Below are 21412 nucleotides of genomic sequence, written 5' to 3' on the forward strand. Positions count from 1 at the left end.
GCCATAAGAACACCGAGTGCCATGAACGACATCAGCATCCCCCAACAGTACGATTTGGAAACCGCCGCGCTCAAGGTGCCGCCGCATTCCATCGAGGCCGAGCAGGCCGTTCTTGGCGGGCTGATGCTGGACAACAACGCCTGGGAGCGGGTGCTGGATCAGGTGTCCGATGGTGACTTCTACCGTCACGACCATCGGTTGATCTTTCGCGCCATCTTCGCGCTGGCCGAGCGCAACTCGCCATTCGACGTGGTGACGCTTTCCGAACAGTTGGACAAGGAAGGGCATCTTTCACAGGTCGGTGGTCTGGCTTATCTGGGTGAACTGGCGAAGAACACGCCCTCGGTTGCGAACATCAAGGCGTATGCGCAGATCATCCGGGAGCGGGCGACACTGCGGCAGTTGATCGGTATCAGCAACGAGATCGCCGACAGCGCCTATGCGCCACAGGGCCGAACCGGGGAAGAGATTCTCGACGAGGCCGAGCGGCTGATCTTTCAGATCGCCGAAGCTCGCCCCAAGACGGGCGGGCCGATCGGTATTAACGACATTCTGGTCAAGGCCATCGACCGCATCGACTCGTTATTCAACGCGGGTGAGGCGATCACGGGCATTTCCACCGGATTTACCGACCTCGACGAACAAACAAGCGGTCTGCAGCCGGCGGACCTGATCATCGTCGCGGGCCGACCCTCGATGGGTAAGACCACCTTCGCGATGAACCTGGTCGAGAATGCCGTACTGCGCTCAGACAAGGCGATCCTCGTCTACTCGCTGGAAATGCCCGCCGACTCCATCGTGATTCGTATGCTGGCCTCGCTCGGCCGTATCGACCAGACCAAGGTGCGGACCGGCAAGCTCAGCGACGACGACTGGCCGCGGCTGACTTCGGCGGTCAACCTGCTCAACGACCGCAAGCTGTTCATCGACGACACGGCCGGCATTTCCCCCTCGGAAATGCGCGCCCGTACGCGGCGCCTTGCCCGAGAGCACGGCGAGATCGGCATGATCATGGTCGACTACCTGCAGCTGATGCAGATTCCCGGCTCCAGTGGCGACAACCGTACCAACGAGATTTCCGAGATTTCCCGCTCGCTCAAAGGTCTAGCCAAGGAGTTCAATTGCCCGGTGATCGCGCTGTCCCAGCTCAACCGATCGCTGGAGCAGCGTCCGAACAAACGGCCGGTGAACTCTGACCTTCGTGAGTCCGGGGCCATCGAGCAGGACGCCGACATCATCATGTTCGTCTACCGGGACGAGGTCTATCATCCCGAAACCGAATACAAGGGTGTGGCCGAGATCATCATCGGCAAGCAGCGGAACGGTCCCATCGGCACCACGCGGCTGGCGTTCCTCGGCAAATACTCCCGCTTCGAGAACCTGGCGCCGGGCAGTTACCAGTTCGATGATGAATAAAGGCAGCTTGGAGCTTGATCGCGATCGGTTGCGGATCGTAGGGTGGGCCAAGCTTCCCATTCGATGAGTGGGGCATCAGATGTAAACGACATGTCCCTGACGCTTGGCTTCCAGCTTCCAGCTTCCAGCTTCCAGCTTCCAGCGGTTCAGCCTAAGATTCCATCTTCCCCTCGATGCCAGGAACCCTCCCATGCGCCCCCTCGTTGCCACGGTCGATCTGGCCGCCATCCGTCACAACTACGCCCTTGCGAAACGTTGCGCGCCGGGGCGGCGGGCTTTTGCGGTGGTCAAGGCCGATGCCTATGGGCATGGCGCCGCGTCGGTAGTGGCGGCTCTACGCGCTGAAGCTGACGGCTTCGCCGTGTGCAGCGTCGAGGAGGCGCGCGTCGTACGGGAACAGGCGCCCAAGGCACGCGTGCTGCTGCTCGAAGGTTGCTTCGATCTGGAGGATTGCCGGGCAGCGATGGAGTTGGGTTTGGATATCTCGGTGCAGGGTGCCGAGCAGGCGCAGCGGCTTCTGGATTGTGCGACGACGCGCCCGCTGAACGTCTGGCTCAAGCTGGATTCGGGGATGCACCGACTGGGCTTCGATACGGCCGAATTGAGGTCTTGGGCCGAGCGTTTGCGCGCCGCGCCGCAGGTGGCAGAGCTGAATCTGATGAGCCATTTCGCTTGCGCCGATGAGCACATGCATCAGCTGACCGAGCGTCAGCTGGAAAGTTATCAGGGGCTGCAGGATCTCGTCTTCGACCAGCGCAGCTTTGCCAACTCCGCAGCCGTATTGACGCTGGCCCCGGCGCACATGGATTGGTTGCGCCCCGGCATCATGCTCTATGGCGCCTCGCCGTTTGCCGAGCGCAGTGCCGCCGAGCTGGGATTGCAGCCGGCCATGACTCTGAAAGCCGAGGTAATCGCCATGCACGAAGTGCCGGTCGGCGAAAGCGTCGGTTATGGCGCGACCTGGGTAGCGCAGCGCCCATCGCGTATCGGCACCGTCAGTTGTGGTTATGCCGATGGCTATCCGCGTCATGCATCATCGGGCACGTCGGTCATGGTTCGCGGTCAGCGCGTACCGCTAGCAGGACGGGTGTCGATGGACATGTTGGCGATCGACCTGACCGATATTCCCGACGCGGCCATCGGCGATGCGGTCGAGCTTTGGGGCGCACAGATGCCCGTCGACGAGCTGGCCCATGCTTGCGGCACCATCGGTTACGAGTTGCTCACCAAGGTGACGCAGCGGGTGCCGCGGCGATATATCGGGTAGAAGCAGATGAAAGCCTGAAACAAGAGCGAGAAGCTTGGCGGCGTAGTGTGGACCCCACACTGGCTTCCAGCTTCTAGCACAAAGACCGAGGTGTTTACTCGGCCTTCCTGATCATTTTTTGTGCTATATTCCGCGCCCGTTTTCGTTGCCCGGTTTTTCGCCATGCACGCTGCCAAGCCCCTGTTCGACTATCCCAAATACTGGGCCGAGTGTTTCGGCCCGGCGCCTTTCCTGCCGATGAGCAGGGTGGAGATGGATCAGCTCGGCTGGGATTCGTGCGACGTCATCATCGTCACCGGTGATGCTTACGTCGACCATCCATCGTTCGGCATGGCGATTATCGGGCGGCTGCTGGAAGCCCAGGGCTTTCGCGTTGGCATCATCAGTCAGCCGGACTGGCACAGCAAAGATGACTTCATGAAGCTCGGCGAGCCGAACCTGTTCTTCGGCATCGCCGCCGGCAACATGGACTCGATGATCAACCGCTACACGGCCGACCGAAAAATGCGTTCAGACGACGCTTATACGGCCGGTGGTCTGGCTGGAAAGCGTCCGGACCGTGCCAGCCTGGTCTATAGCCAGCGCTGCAAGGAAGCCTACAAGCACGTGCCGGTGGTGCTGGGCGGTATCGAAGCCTCGCTGCGGCGCATTGCGCATTACGACTATTGGTCCGACAAGGTGCGCCGTTCGATCCTGATGGATGCGACTGCGGATATCCTGCTCTATGGCAATGCCGAACGTGCCATCGTCGAAGTGGCCCAGCGCATCGCGCGTGGCGAAGCGGTCGAGCAGATCACCGATGTGCGCGGTACCGCCTTCATCCGCAAGAGCGCAGCTCCGGACTGGTACGAGATCGATTCGACCCGGATCGACCGACCCGGCAAGGTCGACCAGATCATCAATCCCTACGTCAGTACCCAGGACATGCAGGCCTGCGCCATCGAGAAGGACAAGGGGCCCGTCGAGGACCCGAACGAGGCGAAGGTCGTCCAGTTGCTGCCGAACCCGAAGATTGAACGCGACAGGACGGTGATCCGTCTGCCGTCGTTCGAGAAAGTGCGCAACGATCCGGCGCTGTACGCCCATGCCAACCGCGTGCTGCATCTGGAGACCAATCCGGGCAACGCCCGTGCGCTGGTGCAACGTCACGGCGATCACGACATCTGGCTGAATCCGCCGCCGATACCGCTGACCACCGAAGAGATGGACTACGTCTTCGCTTCGCCGTACGCGCGTGTTCCGCACCCGTCTTATGGCGGTGCGAAGATTCCCGCTTACGAGATGATCCGCTTCTCTGTGAACATCATGCGCGGCTGCTTTGGCGGCTGCACTTTTTGCTCGATCACCGAGCACGAGGGGCGCATCATCCAGAGCCGCTCGCACGAGTCGATCCTGCACGAGATCGAAGAGATGAAGAGTGTGCCGGGCTTCACCGGCGTGGTCTCGGACCTCGGCGGCCCGACCGCCAACATGTACCGGCTGGCCTGCAAGAGCCACGATATCGAGAAGCATTGCCGTAAACCATCCTGCGTGTTCCCGGGTATTTGCGAAAACCTCGATACCGACCACAGCTCGCTGATCGAGCTGTATCGCAAGGCGCGTGCGCTGCCTGGCGTGAAGAAGATCCTGATCGCCTCGGGCCTGCGCTACGACCTGGCGGTGGAATCGCCGGAATACGTCAAAGAGCTGGTCACCCATCATGTCGGCGGCTATCTGAAGATCGCCCCGGAGCACACCGAGCGCGGCCCGCTGGACAAGATGATGAAGCCGGGCATCGGTTCCTATGATCGCTTCAAGCGGATGTTCGAGAAGTATTCGAAGGAGGCGGGCAAGGAGCAGTACCTGATTCCGTACTTCATCGCCGCGCATCCGGGCACTACGGATGAGGACATGATGAACCTCGCCCTGTGGCTGAAGGCCAACGGCTTCCGTGCCGATCAAGTGCAAGCCTTCTATCCCTCACCGATGGCCTCGGCCACGGCGATGTATCACAGCGGCAAGAATCCGTTGCGCAAGGTGACCTACAAGAGCGAGGGGGTAGCCATCGTCAAGAGCGAGGAGCAGCGCCGCTTGCACAAAGCCTTCCTGCGCTACCACGATCCCAAGGGTTGGCCGCTGTTGCGTGAAGCCCTGCAGCGCATGGGGCGCGCCGACTTGATCGGATCCGGCAAGCACCAGCTGATTCCTGTACATCAGCCGGCAGCGGATGGCTACCAGAGCGCACGGCGCAAGAATTCCACGCCGGTGGGAAGCAAGAAGGCCGGGCAGGGAGGGCAGATTCTCACCCAGCACAGCGGTCTGCCGCCGCGCAGCCACGACGGCAATGCGTGGGACAAGCGCGAGCAGGCCAAGGCCGCTGCTGAAGCACGACGCAAGGCCGCTGCCGGCGGCGGCAAACCATCCGGCAAGAGTCGTAAACCTTCGCAGCGTCCCGCCGCGCCGCGTTGAGGTTGCTGCCACCCCAGCTTCGATGGTCCGGCGCTCTTAACTCTTGAAGGCAAGTGTCGCCTGGTTCAGTTCGCTGGCCAGGCGCAGCATCTGTTCGCTTTGCTCGCGACCGCGTCCGATGTGCGTCAGGTTGCTATCGCCCAGTTGATGGATGCGTTCGCTATGGCCGCGAATCTCGCTCACCGCCTCGCTCTGCTGTGCAGTGGCATGGGCGATCTGCGCCGCCATGTGTTCGATTGAGCCAATGGTGACGACGATCTGGTCCAATGCCGAGTCGGCTGTTTCGGCCAGCTGGGCGGTCGCTTCGGCGTGATCGACCTGGATGCGCATGGCCTCTACCGATTGATGGGCGGCTTTCTGCAGGTTGCCGATCAGCAGTTGGATCTCTTCGGTAGCGCCGCTGGTGCGTTGCGCCAGGGTACGGACTTCATCGGCGACCACGGCGAAGCCACGGCCCTGCTCGCCTGCTCTGGCTGCCTCGATCGCGGCGTTCAGTGCAAGTAGATTGGTCTGCTCGGCGATCGAGCGAATCACGATCAACACTTTGCCGATGGTGCCGGTTTCATCGGCAAGGTGTTCGATGGCTCGGGCATTTCCCTGCACTTCGCTGACTAGGCTATGCAGTCCTGTCAGGCTCTTGCCGATGACGTCCTGCCCCTGGTTGACGGCCAGGCTGGCGGCGCGGCCGGCGTCGGCTGTCTGTTCGGCGCTATTGGCGACCTCCTGGATGGTTGCTTCCAGTTCGCTAAGAGCGTCTCGAATCTGTGCGGTGTCGCTGCTCTGACGGCTGGCGCTTCGGTGCAGATCGCTGCTCATATCCGCCAGGCTGCGGCTGTTGCCGGTGACCTCCTGGGCGTGTTGGCGCAGCGTTCCGACCAGCGTGAGCAGATAGCTGCGCAGTTGGTTGAGCGATGTGCCGATCTCGATCATTTCCGGTGTTCGGGTATGAAGCCCGACGGGTTTTTCGAAGTCGCCTCCGGCCCATGCCGAAAGCGCGGGCGCGAGCTGCGCCAACGAGCGTGTCAGCTGGCGCTGCAAACGATCGATGGCGAGCGCGATAAGCAATATCAGGGCAATGATGGTGCCCTGGATGACGCGAACCTCCGATTGGATGCGTCCATGTTCGGCGCGAATTACCGGCTCCAGTTCGGCGAGTGCCAGCTGCAGCGCAGCGATTTTTTGTGCGCTGCCGGTCATTAGTTCGCTGCGTTGCTGGATCTGTTCCCGCGTGCGTTGAAGCTCGGCAGGGTAGCGATTGATCAGCCCAAGCAAGTCGCGCTTGAGGGCGATGCCCTGGTCTTCAGCGGCCTGCTCGGACTGCTCCTGTTCAAGATTCAGTAATGCGGCGAAGGCGCTGGCACCCGTGCGCTGTTCGGTTGCGATGCCCAGCAAAGGCAGCGCATCGAGCGTGTCCGCTTCCTTGCTCAGTGTCTGCAATACCTGATTCACCTCCATCGCCAGTTCGTCCTGACCGCTGCTGACCAGCTTGCCGCGCGCATGACTGAGGCGCAGCAGCTGGCGGCTGGCCTCGAATAGCGGTGTCTGGTATGACTGCGCCGCAGCCTGGGAGCTTTGCGCTACGTATCGATGCAGCTGTGCCAATGTACCGGCAATCTCCCGCTCGGCTTGCAACAGCAGGCCTTGGGGATCGCCAGCGAGCTTGCCGGCGGCCAGCAACTCGCTGGCAGTGTATTGCTCAAGCTGCTCCAGGCTGGGTCTTAGGCGATCGGCAAACTGGTTCGGCAGGGCTTCCACCTCCGCCGAAAGCCCTTCCAGCGCCTGCATTGCCGCGCTGTGGCTGATCGCGTTTCCGCTAGCCAGGTAGTCATGGATATTGTGAGCGGCCTGGTGCTCGAATCGCTGAGAAAGCCCAAGATAGCTATCCATCAGTTGATAAGGGCGCCGCAGTTCGCGCTCAGACCACCAGAGCGTGATGCCCAGGGCGAGGCAGATCGCAATGAGCAGGCATGTGTTGACGGTGGTGAGCGACTTCAGACGCATCCTGACCTCCAAATGGTAGGGAGGTCAGCAATGTATGGCTATTTGATGTCACTCATGTGACAGCGTGTACCGCTCGACTCGGTTACGGCCGCCGTGTTTGGCGCGGTAGAGCGCTTCGTCAGCCTGCTTGGTAAGCGACCGGGTGTCGGCGCCGGGAGTCAGTTCGGCAATGCCGCAACTGAAGGTGCAGGACAGGTCGGCTGGTTGTGCCGGGTAGCGGATCTCGGCAAAGCGCAGGCGGATTTCGTCGAGCACCTTTGCCGCGTTTTCGATATCGGTGTTCGGCAGCACCACAGCGAACTCCTCCCCACCATAGCGGCCAATATGGTCGGTCTTGCGCAAACGCTGCTTCAGGAACAGGGCGAGGCTTTTGATGACTCTGTCGCCCATGGGATGCCCGTAGGTGTCGTTGACCTTTTTGAAATGATCGATATCGATCATGGCGAAACACAGTGGCTGACCGTCTCGGCGGGCTCGTGAGGCGGCGTCTTCGAGCAACTGCAGGCTGTGCGTATGGTTGTATAGCCCGGTCAGGCTGTCGCGAACGATTCGTGCCTTGAGATTGCGTGCCCGCTCGGCGCGAGTCCGCACGGTAGCGATCAGATGGCTTGGCTTGATCGGTTTGGTCAGGAAGTCATCACCGCCTTCGTTCATCGCATCGAGCTGTTTTTCGAGATCATCTTCCGCCGACAGATAGATGATCGGCACGCTCACGTAGCGTTCGTGCTGGCGAATGACCTTGGCCAGTTCGGTGCCCAGACATTCGGGCATGTACATGTCCAGGATGATCAGATCGGGCTGGAATTCAGCCAGATAAGTAAAGGCCTGAATGGGTTCGTTGAGCGTCTGGGTGATGATCCCGGCGTTGTTCAATACGCGTTCGGTATGTGTCGCCTGGGCACGCGAGTCGTCGATGATGAGCACGCGGAAGGGTTCGTAGTGGGCGGTACGGGTAAGCACTTCGACCTTTTCCAGCAGGCTCGATGCGTCGATGGTACCGGTGAAGAATTCAAGGCCGCCGGCGCGCACGGCGGCCAGGCGCATGGGCGTGTCGGTTTCCTCGTGGCTGAAGAAGATCAACGGCAGTTTCTCTTCCAGGCCCAGTTGCACGCGCTCGGCGAGTTTCAGTCCTTCGCCCGGGCCATTGAAGTCGACATCCATGATCAGGGCTGCGGGGTGGCGCTCATGCATGGCGGCACGAAACGCTTCGTCGCTGGCAAATGCCTGAGCGGCCATGCTGAAGAACTCAAGCTGGCGGACCACGTGATTGGCGCGCTCGTTGTCCTCCAGGGCGATGTAGATAGGCTTGCTCAATGCCGGGACATAGCCGGACTGCCCGCGCGGATCGCTATGACGCAGGCCGGTACGGGCCAGGCGATAGATCAGTTGACTGAGGGTGGCGATGGTGTCGCTCGACAAGCGCCCGCGGTTTTCGTTGATATCCCCCAGGCACTCCTCGATAGCGAGTGCGAGTTGTCGATGCTCGGTCTGTTCGAAGCGTTCGGCAAATCGCCGCAGGCGTTGGCTGGCATCGGCAAGGGCAGTTCGGTAGTGATCGTTCCATTCGCTGCGTTGCAGCTGCTGCCAGACTTCGAGTACCTCTCGTGCCTGGTGGATCACCCGTTGCGCGAAGTGCTGTTTGAGTTCTTCTTGGTCCGACATTTTCGGTTCTCTGGGCCCGCTGCGGCAGTCTTCTGAGAGGGCGCGATGGTGGCCGCATGCTACCACTGAACTGGTCGATCGACAGCGTGCACGTAGGTGGCTTGGTTCTCATTATGAGGTTTGGGTGAATCGGCTGCGTTATAGTGGTTCGCCTGCCGCAACGCTCTTAGCGACCGATGGTCGAATCTTTGCATTTTGAGAAGAAGGACAGACCCATGTTGGATTGGAAGAACCGCTTCGGCCGTCTCGGCTCGTCGGGAAGCACAGCCAGGACGGACGGGACGACTCGCAATCCGTTGGTGCTGGCGCTCGTCGCAGTGATTGCAGTCTATTTGCTGGTTGCGTTGCTGGTGGGCTGGTACTGGAGTTCCGAGCCTGATCGCTTCTCGGTGCAACAGCACGTTCAGCAGGCAGCCAATGCTTCGCAGCAGCAGATCGTCAATGGCTACACCACAGTCGAGACCCTCAAGCGGGTTGCCAGCACCCTGCTGGACAAGCCAGGCGGCTACCTGACCAATGACGTCGCGCCACCCGGTCTGTGGCTGGACAACATGCCAAGCTGGGAATACGGGGTCCTGGTTCAGGTGCGTGATCTTAGCCGAGCGTTGCGCAAGGACTTTGCACGATCACAATCCCAATCGACCGAGGATACCGACCTGTCCAAGGCCGAGCCGTTGTTCAATTTCGACAATCGCAGCTGGGCTCTGCCTGCCAGCGAATCGGAATACCGCAACGGCATCCGCTATCTGGACCGTTACCTGGCGCGCTTGAGCGACCCGGCGCCCAAGGCGCAGTTCTATTCGCGTGCCGATAATCTGAATAACTGGCTGGGAGATGTCGGTACTCGGCTGGGCTCGCTGTCCCAGCGACTGTCGGCCAGCGTTGGCCGGGTACGCCTGGATGCCCAGGTAGCGCCGGAGCTGGAGCGTGAAGGCGTGCAGCAAGTGCTCGAGGAAGAGCGCGTCGAAACCGCCTGGCTGCAGATCGATAACGTGTTCTACGAGGCGCGTGGGCAGGCTTGGGCGTTGTCGCATCTACTGCGCGCCATTGAAGTGGACTTCGCTGATGTGCTGGCGAAGAAGAACGCGACGATCAGCGTCAGGCAGATCATCCGTGAGCTCGAAGCCGCACAGGAGCCGCTCTGGAGCCCAATGGTGCTCAACGGCAGTGGCTATGGCGTGCTGGCGAATCATTCGCTGGTGATGGCGAACTACATCTCGCGTGCCAACGCGGCGATCATCGATCTGCGCATGCTGCTGTCGCAGGGGTGAAGGCGAGAGGGGCTGGAGGCTGGAAAGCTGAGCGAATAAGGATATGAGCGTTGAGGGGCGGCGTTTCGTTTCAGCGTTGTTGTTTTCGATGCCTGGTTTGGTGGGCTGAAGCCCACCCTACCTACTTGCAGCTTGCAGCTTGCAGCTTGCAGCTCAGCTTCTCAATCCAACCCGAGCTTCTTCAACCGATAACGCATGGAGCGGAACGACAGTCCCAGCCGTTGAGCGGCCGCGGTGCGGTTCCAGCGGGTTTCTTCCAGCGCCTGCATGATCAGCTTGCGTTCGACCTCCTCGAGGTGGTCTTCGAGGTTGTCGATCTGGGCGAGGTTCGCTTCGCCGTTTTCCGACATGCCGGGTGCGTCGGCCAGGCGCAGATCGCTGGGTTTGATCTCATCGCCTTCGCAAAGCGTGTAGGCCCGTTCCAGCATGTTTTCCAGCTCGCGAACGTTACCGGGAAACCGATAGCTCTGCAGTTTGGCCACTGCGTCGGGATGCAGTCGCGCCGGCGTGTCGTTGCATTCCCGGGCGAGGCGGCGGAGCATGGCTTCGGCCAATTGAGCGATATCTTCGCGGCGCTCCCGCAGCGGGGGTACGCGCAGCTCGATGACGTTGAGCCGATAGTAAAGGTCCTGACGGAAACGGCCGGCCGCCACTTCGCTGGCGAGATCCTTATGGGTGGCGCAGAGAATCCGTACGTCCACCACCACCTCTTTCGCGCCGCCGACCGAGCGGACGGCTTTTTCCTGAATCGCGCGCAGCAGTTTCACTTGCATCGGAAAGGGCAGGTCCGCCACTTCGTCAAGAAACAAGGTCCCGCCATCGGCTGCCTGGAACAGGCCCGGTTTGTCTTCCACCGCGCCCGTGAAACTGCCCTTCTTATGGCCGAAAAATTCGCTCTCCATCAGCTCCGATGGAATCGCGCCACAGTTGACCGGAACGAACGGGCGCTCGTGACGTGGACCTTGCTCATGGATCAGCCGCGCCACCAACTCCTTGCCACTGCCGGACTCACCGCTGATGTAGACCGGCGCCTGACTGCGTGCCAGTTTGCCGATCTGTTTGCGTAACACGTTCATCGGTGGCGAGGCGCCGAGCAGACGGCTATCGACGCTCAGATCATTGGGGTTCGGCGCACGCAGCCGCAGCGCCGTGTTGACCAGTTCCCGTAGCCGGCCAAGATCGACCGGTTTGGTGAGAAAGTCGAAAGCACCGGCTTTGAGCGCACCGATGGCCGTATCGAGGCTGCCGTAGGCGGTAATCATCGCCACAGGAAGTTGCGGATACTGTTGCTGGATGAACTGCACCATCTCCAGTCCGCAGCCATCGGGCAGGCGCATGTCGGTCAGGCACAGGTCGTAATGCTCGCGCGCCAGGCACTCGCGGGCTTCCTTGAGATTGCGGGCGCTGCGGGTGTCCAGCTTCATGCGCCCGAGGGTGATCTCCAGGAGTTCCCGGATATCGGGTTCGTCATCGATGATCAGCGCTTTCTGGCGGGCGGTCATGGTCTCGGTCTTTCGGTTGTGGCGCGGAGTCGGCAATGTTAACGCTACAGCGCGTGCTTTGTACCGCGACCTGGCTGATGTGTGACCCGTGCCGCCTCGTCAGGTCAGCTTGCGCGGATGCGCGAAGACGATACGGAAGCAACTGCCGCCCTCGGTTCGCTCTCGGTAGTCCAGACGAGCCTGGTTGCTTTCGCATAGCTCTCGAGAGATATAGAGGCCCAGCCCCGTGCCCTTGTTCTCGGTCGTAAAAAAAGGCTCGAAAATATTCTGCAGTTTGTCGGTTGGCACGCCTGGGCCATCGTCGAGCACTTCGAGCACCGGCAGATCGCTGGACTCGTCGCGGAACAGCTGCAGCCACACCTGTGCTTGATCGTTCAGCTGGCCGCTGTAGCGAAGGCCGTTCTGCACGAGATTGGTTAGTACCTGGATCAGCTGGTTCGGGTCCATGCGGGTCTGCAGGGAGCTGCCGCGGGTTTCCACGTGCACGCGCTGATGTGGCGGCAAGTTCTCACGGAACTCGCTGGCGAATCGATGCGCCCAGTATTTCAGGTCCAGTAATTGCGGCTCGGCCTGGCGTCGGCGTGACAGCTGCAGCACGTTTTCGATGACCAGATTCATGCGCCGCGAATGGTCCTGAATGATCTGCGTGAGCCGCAGATCCGCCGCGTCCAGGACTTCCGACTCCTGCAGCAACTGAGCGGCGTGGCTGATTGCGCCGAGCGGGTTGCGGATCTCGTGGGCGATGCTTGCCGTCAAGCGGCCAAGGGATGCCAGCTTGAGCTGCTGGGCTTTCTGCGCGATCTGAGAAATGTCCTCGAGAAACACCAGGGTGTCCTGTTTCACGCCGTGCTGCAGGATGGCGAAGCTCGGTTGTAACGTGGCGCCGTTGGGCGTTGCTTTGAAATTGCGCGGGCGCAGGGTCGGGTTGTCGCGCCATTGTTGCAGGCCTTTGATTAGGTCGGGGCAGCGTGGCGCCAGCCGCTCTCCAGCCAGTGATTGTTGGCCAAGCAGGTCGAGCGCGCCTTGATTGGCGAGCAGCACGCGTTCCGCTTGGTCGAGCACGAGTATCCCGGTGCGCATACGCTGCAGGATTTGCGCATTCAGCGCTTCGAGGTTGGCGACTTCCTCTGCGCGTTGGCGTGCCAGGGTTTCGCTGACCTGCAGCCGCCGCGTCAGACCTTGCACCAATAGCGCGGCGGCGAAGCAGAGCGTGCCCAGCGCTGCGGCCTGGACGTACTGGCTGCCCGTGGAGGGATCGCTGAGGCTGAGGTAGAACGTCAGGTAGATGAGCCCGGTCGCGGCAACCGCGGCGATGAAAAAACCGATGCGCCCATGCAGCAGTATGTTGGCGATGGCGACCGCGACGATCAGCAGGTTGCCGATCCCGCTGGGCGTGCCGCCGGCAAAATAGAACAGCGCCGTGAGCAGTACGACGTCCAGCAGGGCGAGGCCCAGCACCGGCAGCTCTCGCTTCGGGTTCTGCAGCAGTACGGTGATGAGAATATTAAGAATCAGGTAGACCCAGGCGCCATAGTGAAAGGCCGCCGGGTTGACCATGCGCATCAGGTCGCTATGCAGATCGCTGCTGATGAGCAGCACCAGCACGAGGCCGATCGCAACGCGATAGAGATGGTAGAGGCGAAGGATTCGCTGGCCTTGGTGGCCCAAAAACGTCAGGCGCTCAATTCCCACCTGACTGATTGTCCTGTTCCAGGTGTCCCTGGCTGCAGTACCAGCGATCATGATTCGGCAGCGCTTGCTCGCGTGGCAGATGCACGCCGCAGTGAGCGCAGCGAACCATCATTACGGTGGTCTGTTGCGGTTTGCCGGTTGCCTTCGGCTTGCTTGTCAGGCGGCGCCAGAGCCAGAACGCCGCAGCAATCAGAATGATCCAGAACAACAGACGAAACAGGCCCATATTGCTACTTCCTGGCTAAGGCGTGCGGATCTGCCGTCTGGCAGGTTCTGTGGTATTGCACGTTGGTCGTCCTGGCGTCGGGCTGCCTTAGTCGAACAGGCCGAAGGTCAGGTAACTCCACCAGGAGCGGCCTTCACCTTCTTGCTCGTTTTCCGCTTCGGCTTCTGCCTCCCGCAGGACGGGGCGCAGTTCGTCAGGCAGATCCTGTGCGGCGTTTTCGTACTGGCGCACGACGTCGCGGTTGGATTGCGAGGTGTCCGGAACCTCGTTTTCCGTTTCGATCAGGCCAAGCGTGGCGCGAGACAGCCAGCCGCGGTTGTCGGCTTCTTCTTCGCGCGGCACGAACTCGCCGTCTTCCAGGCTAGGATGCTGTGGGTAGTTGAGCTTCAGTGTTTCCAGACTGGTGCCGGCTAGGTCGTCGAGTCCCAGGCGCTGGTAGGCTTCCGTCATGACGGCCAGACCATCGCCTACAGCGGGTGTGCCCTGGAAGTTTTCCACCACGTAGCGGCCGCGGTTGGCCGCAGCGACATAGGCCTGGCGACGCAGGTAGTAATCGGCGACATGGATTTCGTTTGCCGCCAGCAGGTTACGCAAATAGACCATGCGTGCCTTTGCGTCCGGGGCATAGCGGCTATTCGGGAAGCGGGTGGTCAGTTGGGCGAATTCGTTGAAGGAATCGCGCGCGGCACCCGGATCACGCTTGGTCATGTCCAGTGGCAGAAAGCGCGCGAGCAGCCCGCGATCTTGGTCAAAGGAGGCTAGGCCCTTCAGGTAGTAGGCGTAATCGACGCTCGGATGCTGTGGGTGCAGACGAATGAATCGTTCGGCCGAGGAGCGCGCGGCTTCGGGCTCGGTATTGCGATAGTAGGCGTAGATCAGTTCCAGCTGCGCCTGCTCGGCGAAGCGGCCGAAGGGATAGCGAGACTCAAGGGTCTTCAGTTTGTTGATGGCGCTGGTATAGCTCTTGTTGTCCAGGTCGGCCTGTGCCTGCCGGTACAGTTCCGCTTCGCCGAGGTTTTCGCTGATGGTTTCGTTCGATGAGCAGGCAGCGGTTAGGGCGAAAATGGCGATCAGCAGCAGGTGTTTCACTTGCATGGCGGCTTGCGTCCCTGTGACGGCTGGCTGTCTCGCGCTGAGCCGTCCTGTTATGATGAGCGCCCCGGCTGGCCGGGACAAAGACGCCGTATTTAAACACAAGCGTGTTGCCGAAACCAAAGGCTCCGCCTGCGTCGCTATCCAGGTCGGTTCTTCTTGTACGTCAGCCAGTTTTGTCATTGGCCCTTGGCGGCACTCGGTCGATAATCGCTCGTCACGCTGGCCTAACTGCCGCACCCTTGCCTTTCCCCCCATTTATGAAGCGCCCTTAATTATGTCCACGATCTCGACTCAGGCCATCCATCTTCGCGCCGAGGTGCCGTTCGACCTCGGCGGGCAGCGCCTCGATCAGGTTGCGGCGCAGCTTTTTTCGGAACATTCCCGTTCGCGCCTCGCTGCCTGGATCAAGGACGGGCGGCTGACGGTAGACGGCGCCGCGTTGCGTCCCCGCGATACTGTGCATGCGGGCGCGGTTCTGGAGCTTTCCGCCGAGCAACAGGCGCAGGGCGAGTGGGTGGCGCAGGATATTCCGCTGGATATCGTCTTCGAGGATGAGCACATCCTGGTGCTGAACAAGCCGTCTGGTCTGGTGGTGCATCCCGCGGCAGGGCATGCCGATGGCACGCTACTCAACGCACTGCTGCACCATGTGCCGGATCTGATCAATGTGCCGCGCGCCGGCATCGTGCATCGTCTGGATAAGGACACGACGGGGCTGATGGTCGTGGCCAAGACGCTGCAAGCGCAGACGCGTCTGGTCGAGCAGCTGCAGGCGCGCAGCGTCAGCCGCATCTACGAAGCCATCGTCATTGGTGTGATCATCACCGGCGGTACTGTCGACGCGCCCATCGGCCGGCACGGCCAGCAGCGCCAACGCATGGCGGTGGTCGAAGGCGGCAAGCCCGCCGTCAGTCACTATCGAGTGCTGGAGCGCTTCCGTTCGCACACCCATGTCCGGGTCAAGCTGGAAACCGGGCGCACCCACCAGATTCGCGTGCATATGACCCATATTGGCTATCCGCTGGTGGGTGACCCACTGTATAGCGGGCGCTTCCGTATTCCGCCGGCAGCGAACCCGACCATGGTGCAGACGCTGCGCGACTTCCCACGACAGGCGCTGCACGCGCGGTTTCTCGAGCTGGACCATCCGGTCAGTGGTGAGCGGCTGAAATGGGAATCGCCGTTGCCGGATGATTTCGTCTGGTTGCTGGCGCTGCTGCAGCAGGATCGCGAGGCGTTCGTCGGGTGAACGCCTGGCCTGGCGACTGGATCGTCCCCGACTGGCCGGCCCCGCAGCACGTGCGGGCCTGTGTCACCACCCGCAACGGCGGGACGAGTCAGGCGCCTTTCGACAGCTTCAACCTGGGTGATCACGTCGACGATGATCCGGTCGCTGTGGCTGCAAATCGGCAGCGCTTGCAGCAGCTGCTCGGTTGCCAGCCGGCCTGGATGAGTCAGGTGCATTCGAGCACTGTCGTCGAAGCTGATCCGAATGCATGTCCCGCCGCCGATGCCAGCTGGACGGGCGCACAGGGTATCGCCAGCGCCGTACTGACCGCCGACTGCCTTCCGGTGTTGTTCTGCAACCTCGGCGGGTCCCGGGTAGCCGCCGCGCATGCCGGCTGGCGCGGGTTGGCCGGCGGCGTGCTGGAGGCGACGGTGGTAGCGATGGGCGGGTCAGATGCGCAGTTGATAGCCTGGCTCGGTCCGGCGATCGGACCCGCTGCATTCGAGGTCGGCTCCGAGGTGCGTGAGGCGTTCGTGTCACAGCATGCAATAGCAGCCGAAGCGTTCGTACCCAGCCGCAACGCAGGTCGCTACATGGCTGATATCTATCAGCTCGCCCGCATCCGGCTTGCTGCCTGCGGTGTCACCAGGGTCTTCGGCGGGGGCTTGTGTACCGTGACTGACCCTCGCTTCTATTCCTATCGTCGGGCCGCTCGTACCGGACGCTTCGCCAGCTTGGTCTGGATAGACGGATAAAGAGCGGCAAGCTGGAGCTGCAAGGGCGCGTCTGGTAACCCCAAACCGGCAAGTTGCAGCCCCACCCATGACATGCATCAGCCTCATCCGGCTTGAATCTCTCACAATCAGCCTCATCTAAGTTTCCATCTCGCAGGCTTTCGTTCGAGGTGCGATTGAGTGCGCCGGCCTGCCTTACTGAAAGGTGACTACATGCGTATCGATCGTTTGACCAGCAAGCTGCAGCTTGCCCTCTCCGATGCCCAATCCATCGCCGTCGGTCTTGATCATCCCTCCATCGAGCCGCTGCATTTGATGCAGGCGCTGCTCGATCAGCAGGGTGGTTCGATCAGGTCGCTGCTGATGCAGGTGGGTTTTGACATCAACGGCTTGCGCCAGGCTTTGACCAAGGAGCTGGATCAGCTGCCCAAGCTGCAGAACCCCACGGGTGACATGAACATGTCGCAGGATCTGGCACGTCTGCTCAACCAGGCCGACCGCTTGGCGCAGCAGAAGGGTGACCAGTACATTTCCAGTGAATTGGTGCTGCTCGCAGCGCTCGATAGTAATACCCGGCTGGGCAAGTTGCTGCTGGCCCAAGGTGTAAGCAAGAAGGCGCTGGAAAACGCTATCGCCAACCTGCGCGGCGGCGATGCGGTCAACGACCCCAATGTGGAGGAATCGCGTCAGTCGCTGGATAAGTACACCGTCGACATGACCAAGCGCGCCGAAGACGGCAAGCTCGACCCGGTGATCGGCCGCGACGACGAGATTCGCCGAACCATCCAGGTGCTGCAGCGGCGGACCAAGAACAACCCGGTGCTCATTGGCGAGCCTGGTGTCGGCAAGACTGCCATCGTCGAGGGGCTGGCCCAGCGCATCGTCAACGGCGAGGTGCCCGACGGCCTCAAGGATAAGCGCTTGCTGGCGTTGGATATGGGCGCATTGATCGCCGGCGCTAAGTTTCGCGGGGAGTTTGAGGAGCGCCTCAAGGCCGTGCTCAATGAGTTGTCCAGGCAGGAAGGCCGGGTCATCCTGTTCATCGACGAGCTGCACACCATGGTCGGCGCCGGCAAAGCCGAGGGCGCCATGGATGCCGGCAACATGCTCAAACCGGCACTGGCGCGTGGCGAGCTGCACTGCGTCGGCGCCACCACGCTAGATGAGTATCGCCAGTACATCGAGAAGGATGCGGCACTGGAGCGGCGCTTCCAGCGCGTTCAGGTCGATGAGCCGAGCGAAGAAGACACCATCGCCATCTTGCGCGGCCTGAAGGAGCGCTACGAGGTGCATCACGGCGTATCCATCACCGACGGCGCGATCATCGCCGCCGCGAAGCTGTCGCACCGCTACATCACTGATCGGCAACTGCCGGACAAGGCCATCGACCTGATCGATGAGGCGGGTAGTCGCATTCGCATGGAGATCGATTCCAAGCCTGAGGAATTGGATCGCCTCGATCGACGCTTGATTCAGTTGAAGATCGAGCGCGAGGCGCTGAAGAACGAAGACGACGAGGCGACCCGCAAGCGCCTAGCCAAGCTCGACGAGGAAATCGTCAAGCTGGAGCGCGAATACGCCGATCTGGAAGAGATCTGGAAATCGGAAAAAGCCGAGGTGCAGGGCTCCGCCCAGATGCATCAAAGGATCGAGCAGGCCAAGGCCGACCTCGAAGCCGCACGACGCAAGGGCGACCTGGCGCGTATGGCGGAGCTGCAGTACGGCATCATTCCGGATCTGGAGCGCAGCCTGCAGATGGTCGACCAGCACGGCAAGGCGGAGAACCAGTTACTGCGCAACAAGGTGACCGATGAAGAGATCGCCGAGGTCGTCTCGAAATGGACCGGTATCCCGGTCTCGAAAATGCTCGAAGGGGAGCGCGAGAAACTGTTGAAGATGGAGGATCTACTGCATCAGCGCGTGATCGGGCAGCACGAGGCGGTGGTTTCGGTCGCCAATGCGGTGCGCCGCTCGCGTGCCGGGCTGGCCGACCCGAATCGCCCCAGTGGTTCGTTCCTGTTCCTTGGGCCAACTGGCGTGGGCAAGACTGAATTGTGCAAGGCGCTGGCCGAATTCCTTTTCGATACCGAGGAGGCGATGATCCGCATCGACATGTCCGAGTTCATGGAGAAACATTCGGTGGCGCGGCTGATCGGCGCACCGCCCGGCTATGTGGGGTACGAAGAGGGTGGTTACCTGACCGAAGCGGTCCGTCGCAAACCGTACTCGGTGGTGCTGTTGGATGAAGTCGAGAAAGCTCACCCGGACGTCTTCAACATCCTTCTGCAAGTGCTTGAGGATGGTCGTCTGACCGACAGCCACGGGCGCACGGTGGATTTCCGCAACACAGTCATCGTGATGACTTCGAACCTGGGATCAAGCCAGATCCAGGATCTGGTGGGTGATCCCGATGCGCAGCGGGCGGCGGTCATGGACGCGGTCAGCAGCCACTTCCGGCCGGAATTCATCAACCGTATCGATGAAGTGGTGGTGTTCGATCCTCTGGCGCGCGAGCAGATCGCGGGTATCGCTCAGATTCAGCTGGGCCGCTTGCGGCAGCGTCTGGCCGAGCGCGATCTGAGCCTCGAACTCAGCGAAGAGGCGATGAACAAGTTGGTCGCGGTTGGCTACGACCCGGTCTATGGCGCGCGGCCACTGAAGCGTGCCATTCAGCGCTGGATTGAAAACCCGCTCGCTCAAGACATCCTGTCTGGCGCGTTCGAACCGGGGGCCAGCATAGCCGGCACAGTGGAGGGTGATGAGATCCGCTTCGCCAAGGCTTGAGGTCGGCGGCAGGGCCACCCAGCCAAGGTGGCTCTGTCGAGGTTGTGGCAAGGCTCCCGTGTCGTTCGTCGCGAGTCGGCTGAGCTCGCAACGCGTTGTAGTAAATCGCATTTTTTCTGTTGACAGGCGCGTCGAGAACCGTAAAATGGCGCGCCTCTGAAGGGGGTTTGCAAAGCATCACAGCGAACCATCCGAAGAGCTGGAAGTGATAGTTCCGCGATAGCTCAGTCGGTAGAGCAAATGACTGTTAATCATTGGGTCCCTGGTTCGAGTCCAGGTCGCGGAGCCAATTTCCAATCGGGGTATAGCGCAGTCCGGTAGCGCGCCTGCTTTGGGAGCAGGATGTCGGGAGTTCGAATCCCCCTACCCCGACCATTTTTGGGTCGTTAGCTCAGTTGGTAGAGCAGTTGGCTTTTAACCAATTGGTCGTAGGTTCGAATCCTACACGACCCACCAAAAAGCGCTAAAGGCGCACGAGAGCCGGAAGATCCGAGAGGGTCTTCCGGCTTTTTCTTGTGTGCGTTTTTCGAAGGTCGTTTGTAGGAGCGAGCTCGCTCACGAACGGGGACTCAAATCGCAGCCGTAATATTGTGGCCTTGCGCATATATTGGCGAAGCACTGCGGGCAATCGCTAACCCGCGCACGCTTGTCTTCTATTGGGCGAGGCCCTGCTGCATTGGCATTCGCGAAGTGACGCCATGAGTCATGCTCGCGTGGAGCGGGAACAGACCCATGGGCATAAAGCTCAGTGCAGTTTCAGGCGCGGCACGGTACTGGTGCTGAGTTTGTCGCCGATCATCATCAGCGTGGTACGAGCTACTCCATACAGCGCGATCTGATGCATTCGGTATAACGAGACATAGAACATCCGCGCCAGCCAGCCCTCGAGCATGACGTTGCCTGTGAGATTGCCCATCAGATTGCCGACGGCAGAGAAGCTCGAGAGCGAAATCAGCGAGCCGTAATCACGGTAGCGATAGCTAGGCAGGTTTTGGCCTTCGAGGCGTCGAGCGATCGATTTAGCCAACAGTGAAGCCTGCTGATGCGCGGCTTGGGCGCGCGGCGGTACGTTACGGTCGCTGTCCGGTTGAGGGCAGGCGGCGCAGTCGCCAAAGGCGAATATGTTCTCGTCCCGCGTGGTTTGCAGAGTTGGCAGAACTTGCAGCTGATTGATCCGGTTGGTTTCCAGTCCGTCGATTTCGTGCAGGAAGCTCGGTGCCCGGATACCGGCCGCCCAGACTTTCAGGGTCGCCGCTACGAAGTCGCCATTGCTGGTATGCAGACCCTCCTCGGTTACCTCGCTCACGGCGGCGTTGGTCTGCACGGTCACGCCCAGGTTCTGTAGCGTCTGATGTACAGGTTGGCTGATGCGCTCCGGCAACGCCGGCAGAACCCTCGGGCCAGCCTCTATAAGCGTGATATGGACGTTTTCCGGTTTGATGCCATCCAGGCCGTAAGCTGCGAGCTCGCGTGCGGCATGGTGGAGCTCGGCGGCAAGTTCGACGCCCGTCGCGCCGGCGCCGACGATGGCCATGTTGATCGTGCCGTGCCGGCCTTCGCTGGCGTGAGCGTGCATGTAGTGGCTGAGCAGGCGGCGGTGAAAGCGCTCAGCCTGCTCACGGGTGTCGAGGAAGATGCAGTGTTCGGCTGCGCCTTTGGTGCCGAAGTCATTGGTGGTGCTGCCGACCGCGATCACCAGGGTGTCGTAGCTGAGCGTGCGAGCCGGTACCAGCACGGCGCCGTGTTCGTCGAGCGAGGCGGCAAGGTGTACGCATTTGCGCTCCCGCTCAAGTCCGCTCATACGGCCGAGCTGGAACTCGAAATGGTTCCATTTGGCCTGTGCGACGTAATTGAGCTCATCGGCGGACGAGTTCAGCGAGCCGGCAGCGACCTCATGCAACAATGGCTTCCAGATATGCGTCAGATTGGCGTCGATCAGGGTGATGCGCGCCTTGCGGCACTTGCCCAGCGTTCTACCCAGGCGGGTGGCAAGCTCCAGGCCGCCGGCGCCGCCGCCGACGATTACGATACGGTGTGTCATGGATGGACTCATAAGGCTTTTGCGGAATTCGGTTGCTCATCTGGG

At 61.2% G+C, this 21412-nt stretch carries 14 protein-coding genes and 3 tRNA genes; 10 read left to right on the forward strand and 7 right to left on the reverse strand.

Features of this window, described 5'->3' with window-relative positions; genetic code table 11:
• Nucleotides 1-21: 21 nt before the first annotated feature.
• The 3 genes from dnaB to E0D86_RS09735 all read left to right on the forward strand — a co-directional run bounded on the left by dnaB (nt 22) and on the right by E0D86_RS09735 (nt 5131).
• The gene (gene dnaB / locus E0D86_RS09725) at nt 22-1416 is read left to right on the forward strand and encodes a replicative DNA helicase (RefSeq protein ID WP_131649794.1); all 1395 of its coding nucleotides are present in this window, start codon (nt 22-24) and stop codon (nt 1414-1416) included.
• Between the two features lie 190 nt (nt 1417-1606).
• A complete protein-coding gene (gene alr / locus E0D86_RS09730) occupies nt 1607-2683 on the forward strand; it encodes an alanine racemase (RefSeq protein WP_131649795.1) in 1077 nt (358 codons plus the stop codon).
• A 162-nt stretch (nt 2684-2845) separates the two neighbouring features.
• A complete protein-coding gene (locus E0D86_RS09735; protein WP_131649796.1) occupies nt 2846-5131 on the forward strand; it encodes a YgiQ family radical SAM protein in 2286 nt (761 codons plus the stop codon).
• A 36-nt stretch (nt 5132-5167) separates the two neighbouring features.
• Here E0D86_RS09735 and E0D86_RS09740 read toward each other — a convergent pair whose 3' ends face one another.
• A complete protein-coding gene (locus tag E0D86_RS09740; protein WP_131649797.1) occupies nt 5168-7132 on the reverse strand; it encodes a methyl-accepting chemotaxis protein in 1965 nt (654 codons plus the stop codon).
• Nucleotides 7133-7180: 48 nt separating this feature from the next.
• Nucleotides 7181-8794 (reverse strand): PleD family two-component system response regulator, encoded by a 1614-nt coding sequence (locus tag E0D86_RS09745; protein WP_131649798.1) that lies wholly within the window; start codon nt 8792-8794, stop codon nt 7181-7183.
• 215 nt (nt 8795-9009) lie between these two features.
• On the opposite strand from E0D86_RS09745, the gene E0D86_RS09750 reads away from it, so the two are divergent.
• Nucleotides 9010-10065: a DUF2333 family protein gene (locus E0D86_RS09750; RefSeq protein ID WP_131649799.1), complete on the forward strand. Its 1056-nt coding sequence runs from the start codon at nt 9010-9012 to the stop codon at nt 10063-10065.
• A gap of 161 nt (nt 10066-10226) precedes the next feature.
• Here the strand turns inward: E0D86_RS09750 and E0D86_RS09755 are convergent, their stop codons facing one another.
• From E0D86_RS09755 to E0D86_RS09770, 4 genes are all read right to left on the reverse strand, one after another.
• On the reverse strand, nt 10227-11567 hold the full coding sequence (locus E0D86_RS09755; RefSeq protein ID WP_131649800.1) for a sigma-54 dependent transcriptional regulator: 1341 nt from the start codon (nt 11565-11567) through the stop codon (nt 10227-10229).
• Between the two features lie 99 nt (nt 11568-11666).
• Nucleotides 11667-13259, reverse strand: coding sequence for a PAS domain-containing sensor histidine kinase (locus E0D86_RS09760; protein ID WP_131649801.1), 1593 nt, complete (start codon nt 13257-13259; stop codon nt 11667-11669).
• Nucleotides 13249-13485 (reverse strand): PP0621 family protein, encoded by a 237-nt coding sequence (locus tag E0D86_RS09765; RefSeq protein WP_131649802.1) that lies wholly within the window; start codon nt 13483-13485, stop codon nt 13249-13251. Before E0D86_RS09765 ends, E0D86_RS09760 begins: the two co-directional genes overlap by 11 nt.
• 87 nt (nt 13486-13572) lie before the next feature.
• Nucleotides 13573-14580, reverse strand: coding sequence for an outer membrane protein assembly factor BamD (locus E0D86_RS09770; protein ID WP_131649803.1), 1008 nt, complete (start codon nt 14578-14580; stop codon nt 13573-13575).
• A 274-nt stretch (nt 14581-14854) separates the two neighbouring features.
• Here E0D86_RS09770 and rluD point away from each other — a divergent pair, with 274 nt between their 5' ends.
• The 6 genes from rluD to E0D86_RS09800 all read left to right on the forward strand — a co-directional run bounded on the left by rluD (nt 14855) and on the right by E0D86_RS09800 (nt 19782).
• On the forward strand, nt 14855-15829 hold the full coding sequence (gene rluD, locus E0D86_RS09775) for a 23S rRNA pseudouridine(1911/1915/1917) synthase RluD (RefSeq protein ID WP_131649804.1): 975 nt from the start codon (nt 14855-14857) through the stop codon (nt 15827-15829).
• A complete protein-coding gene (gene pgeF / locus E0D86_RS09780) occupies nt 15826-16563 on the forward strand; it encodes a peptidoglycan editing factor PgeF (protein WP_131649805.1) in 738 nt (245 codons plus the stop codon). Before rluD ends, pgeF begins: the two co-directional genes overlap by 4 nt.
• 192 nt (nt 16564-16755) lie before the next feature.
• Nucleotides 16756-19326, forward strand: coding sequence for an ATP-dependent chaperone ClpB (gene clpB, locus E0D86_RS09785; protein ID WP_131649806.1), 2571 nt, complete (start codon nt 16756-16758; stop codon nt 19324-19326).
• Between the two features lie 213 nt (nt 19327-19539).
• Nucleotides 19540-19615, forward strand: a tRNA-Asn gene (locus E0D86_RS09790).
• Between the two features lie 9 nt (nt 19616-19624).
• Nucleotides 19625-19701 (forward strand) — tRNA-Pro (locus E0D86_RS09795).
• Nucleotides 19702-19706: 5 nt separating this feature from the next.
• A tRNA-Lys gene (locus tag E0D86_RS09800) sits at nt 19707-19782 on the forward strand.
• Between the two features lie 289 nt (nt 19783-20071).
• Here the strand turns inward: E0D86_RS09800 and E0D86_RS09805 are convergent.
• Nucleotides 20072-21367: an NAD(P)/FAD-dependent oxidoreductase gene (locus E0D86_RS09805; protein WP_131649807.1), complete on the reverse strand. Its 1296-nt coding sequence runs from the start codon at nt 21365-21367 to the stop codon at nt 20072-20074.
• Between the last annotated feature and the right edge of the window lie 45 nt (nt 21368-21412).

It is taken from the genome of Pseudomonas sp. IC_126, assembly GCF_004331835.1.
Classification (GTDB): domain Bacteria; phylum Pseudomonadota; class Gammaproteobacteria; order Pseudomonadales; family Pseudomonadaceae; genus Stutzerimonas.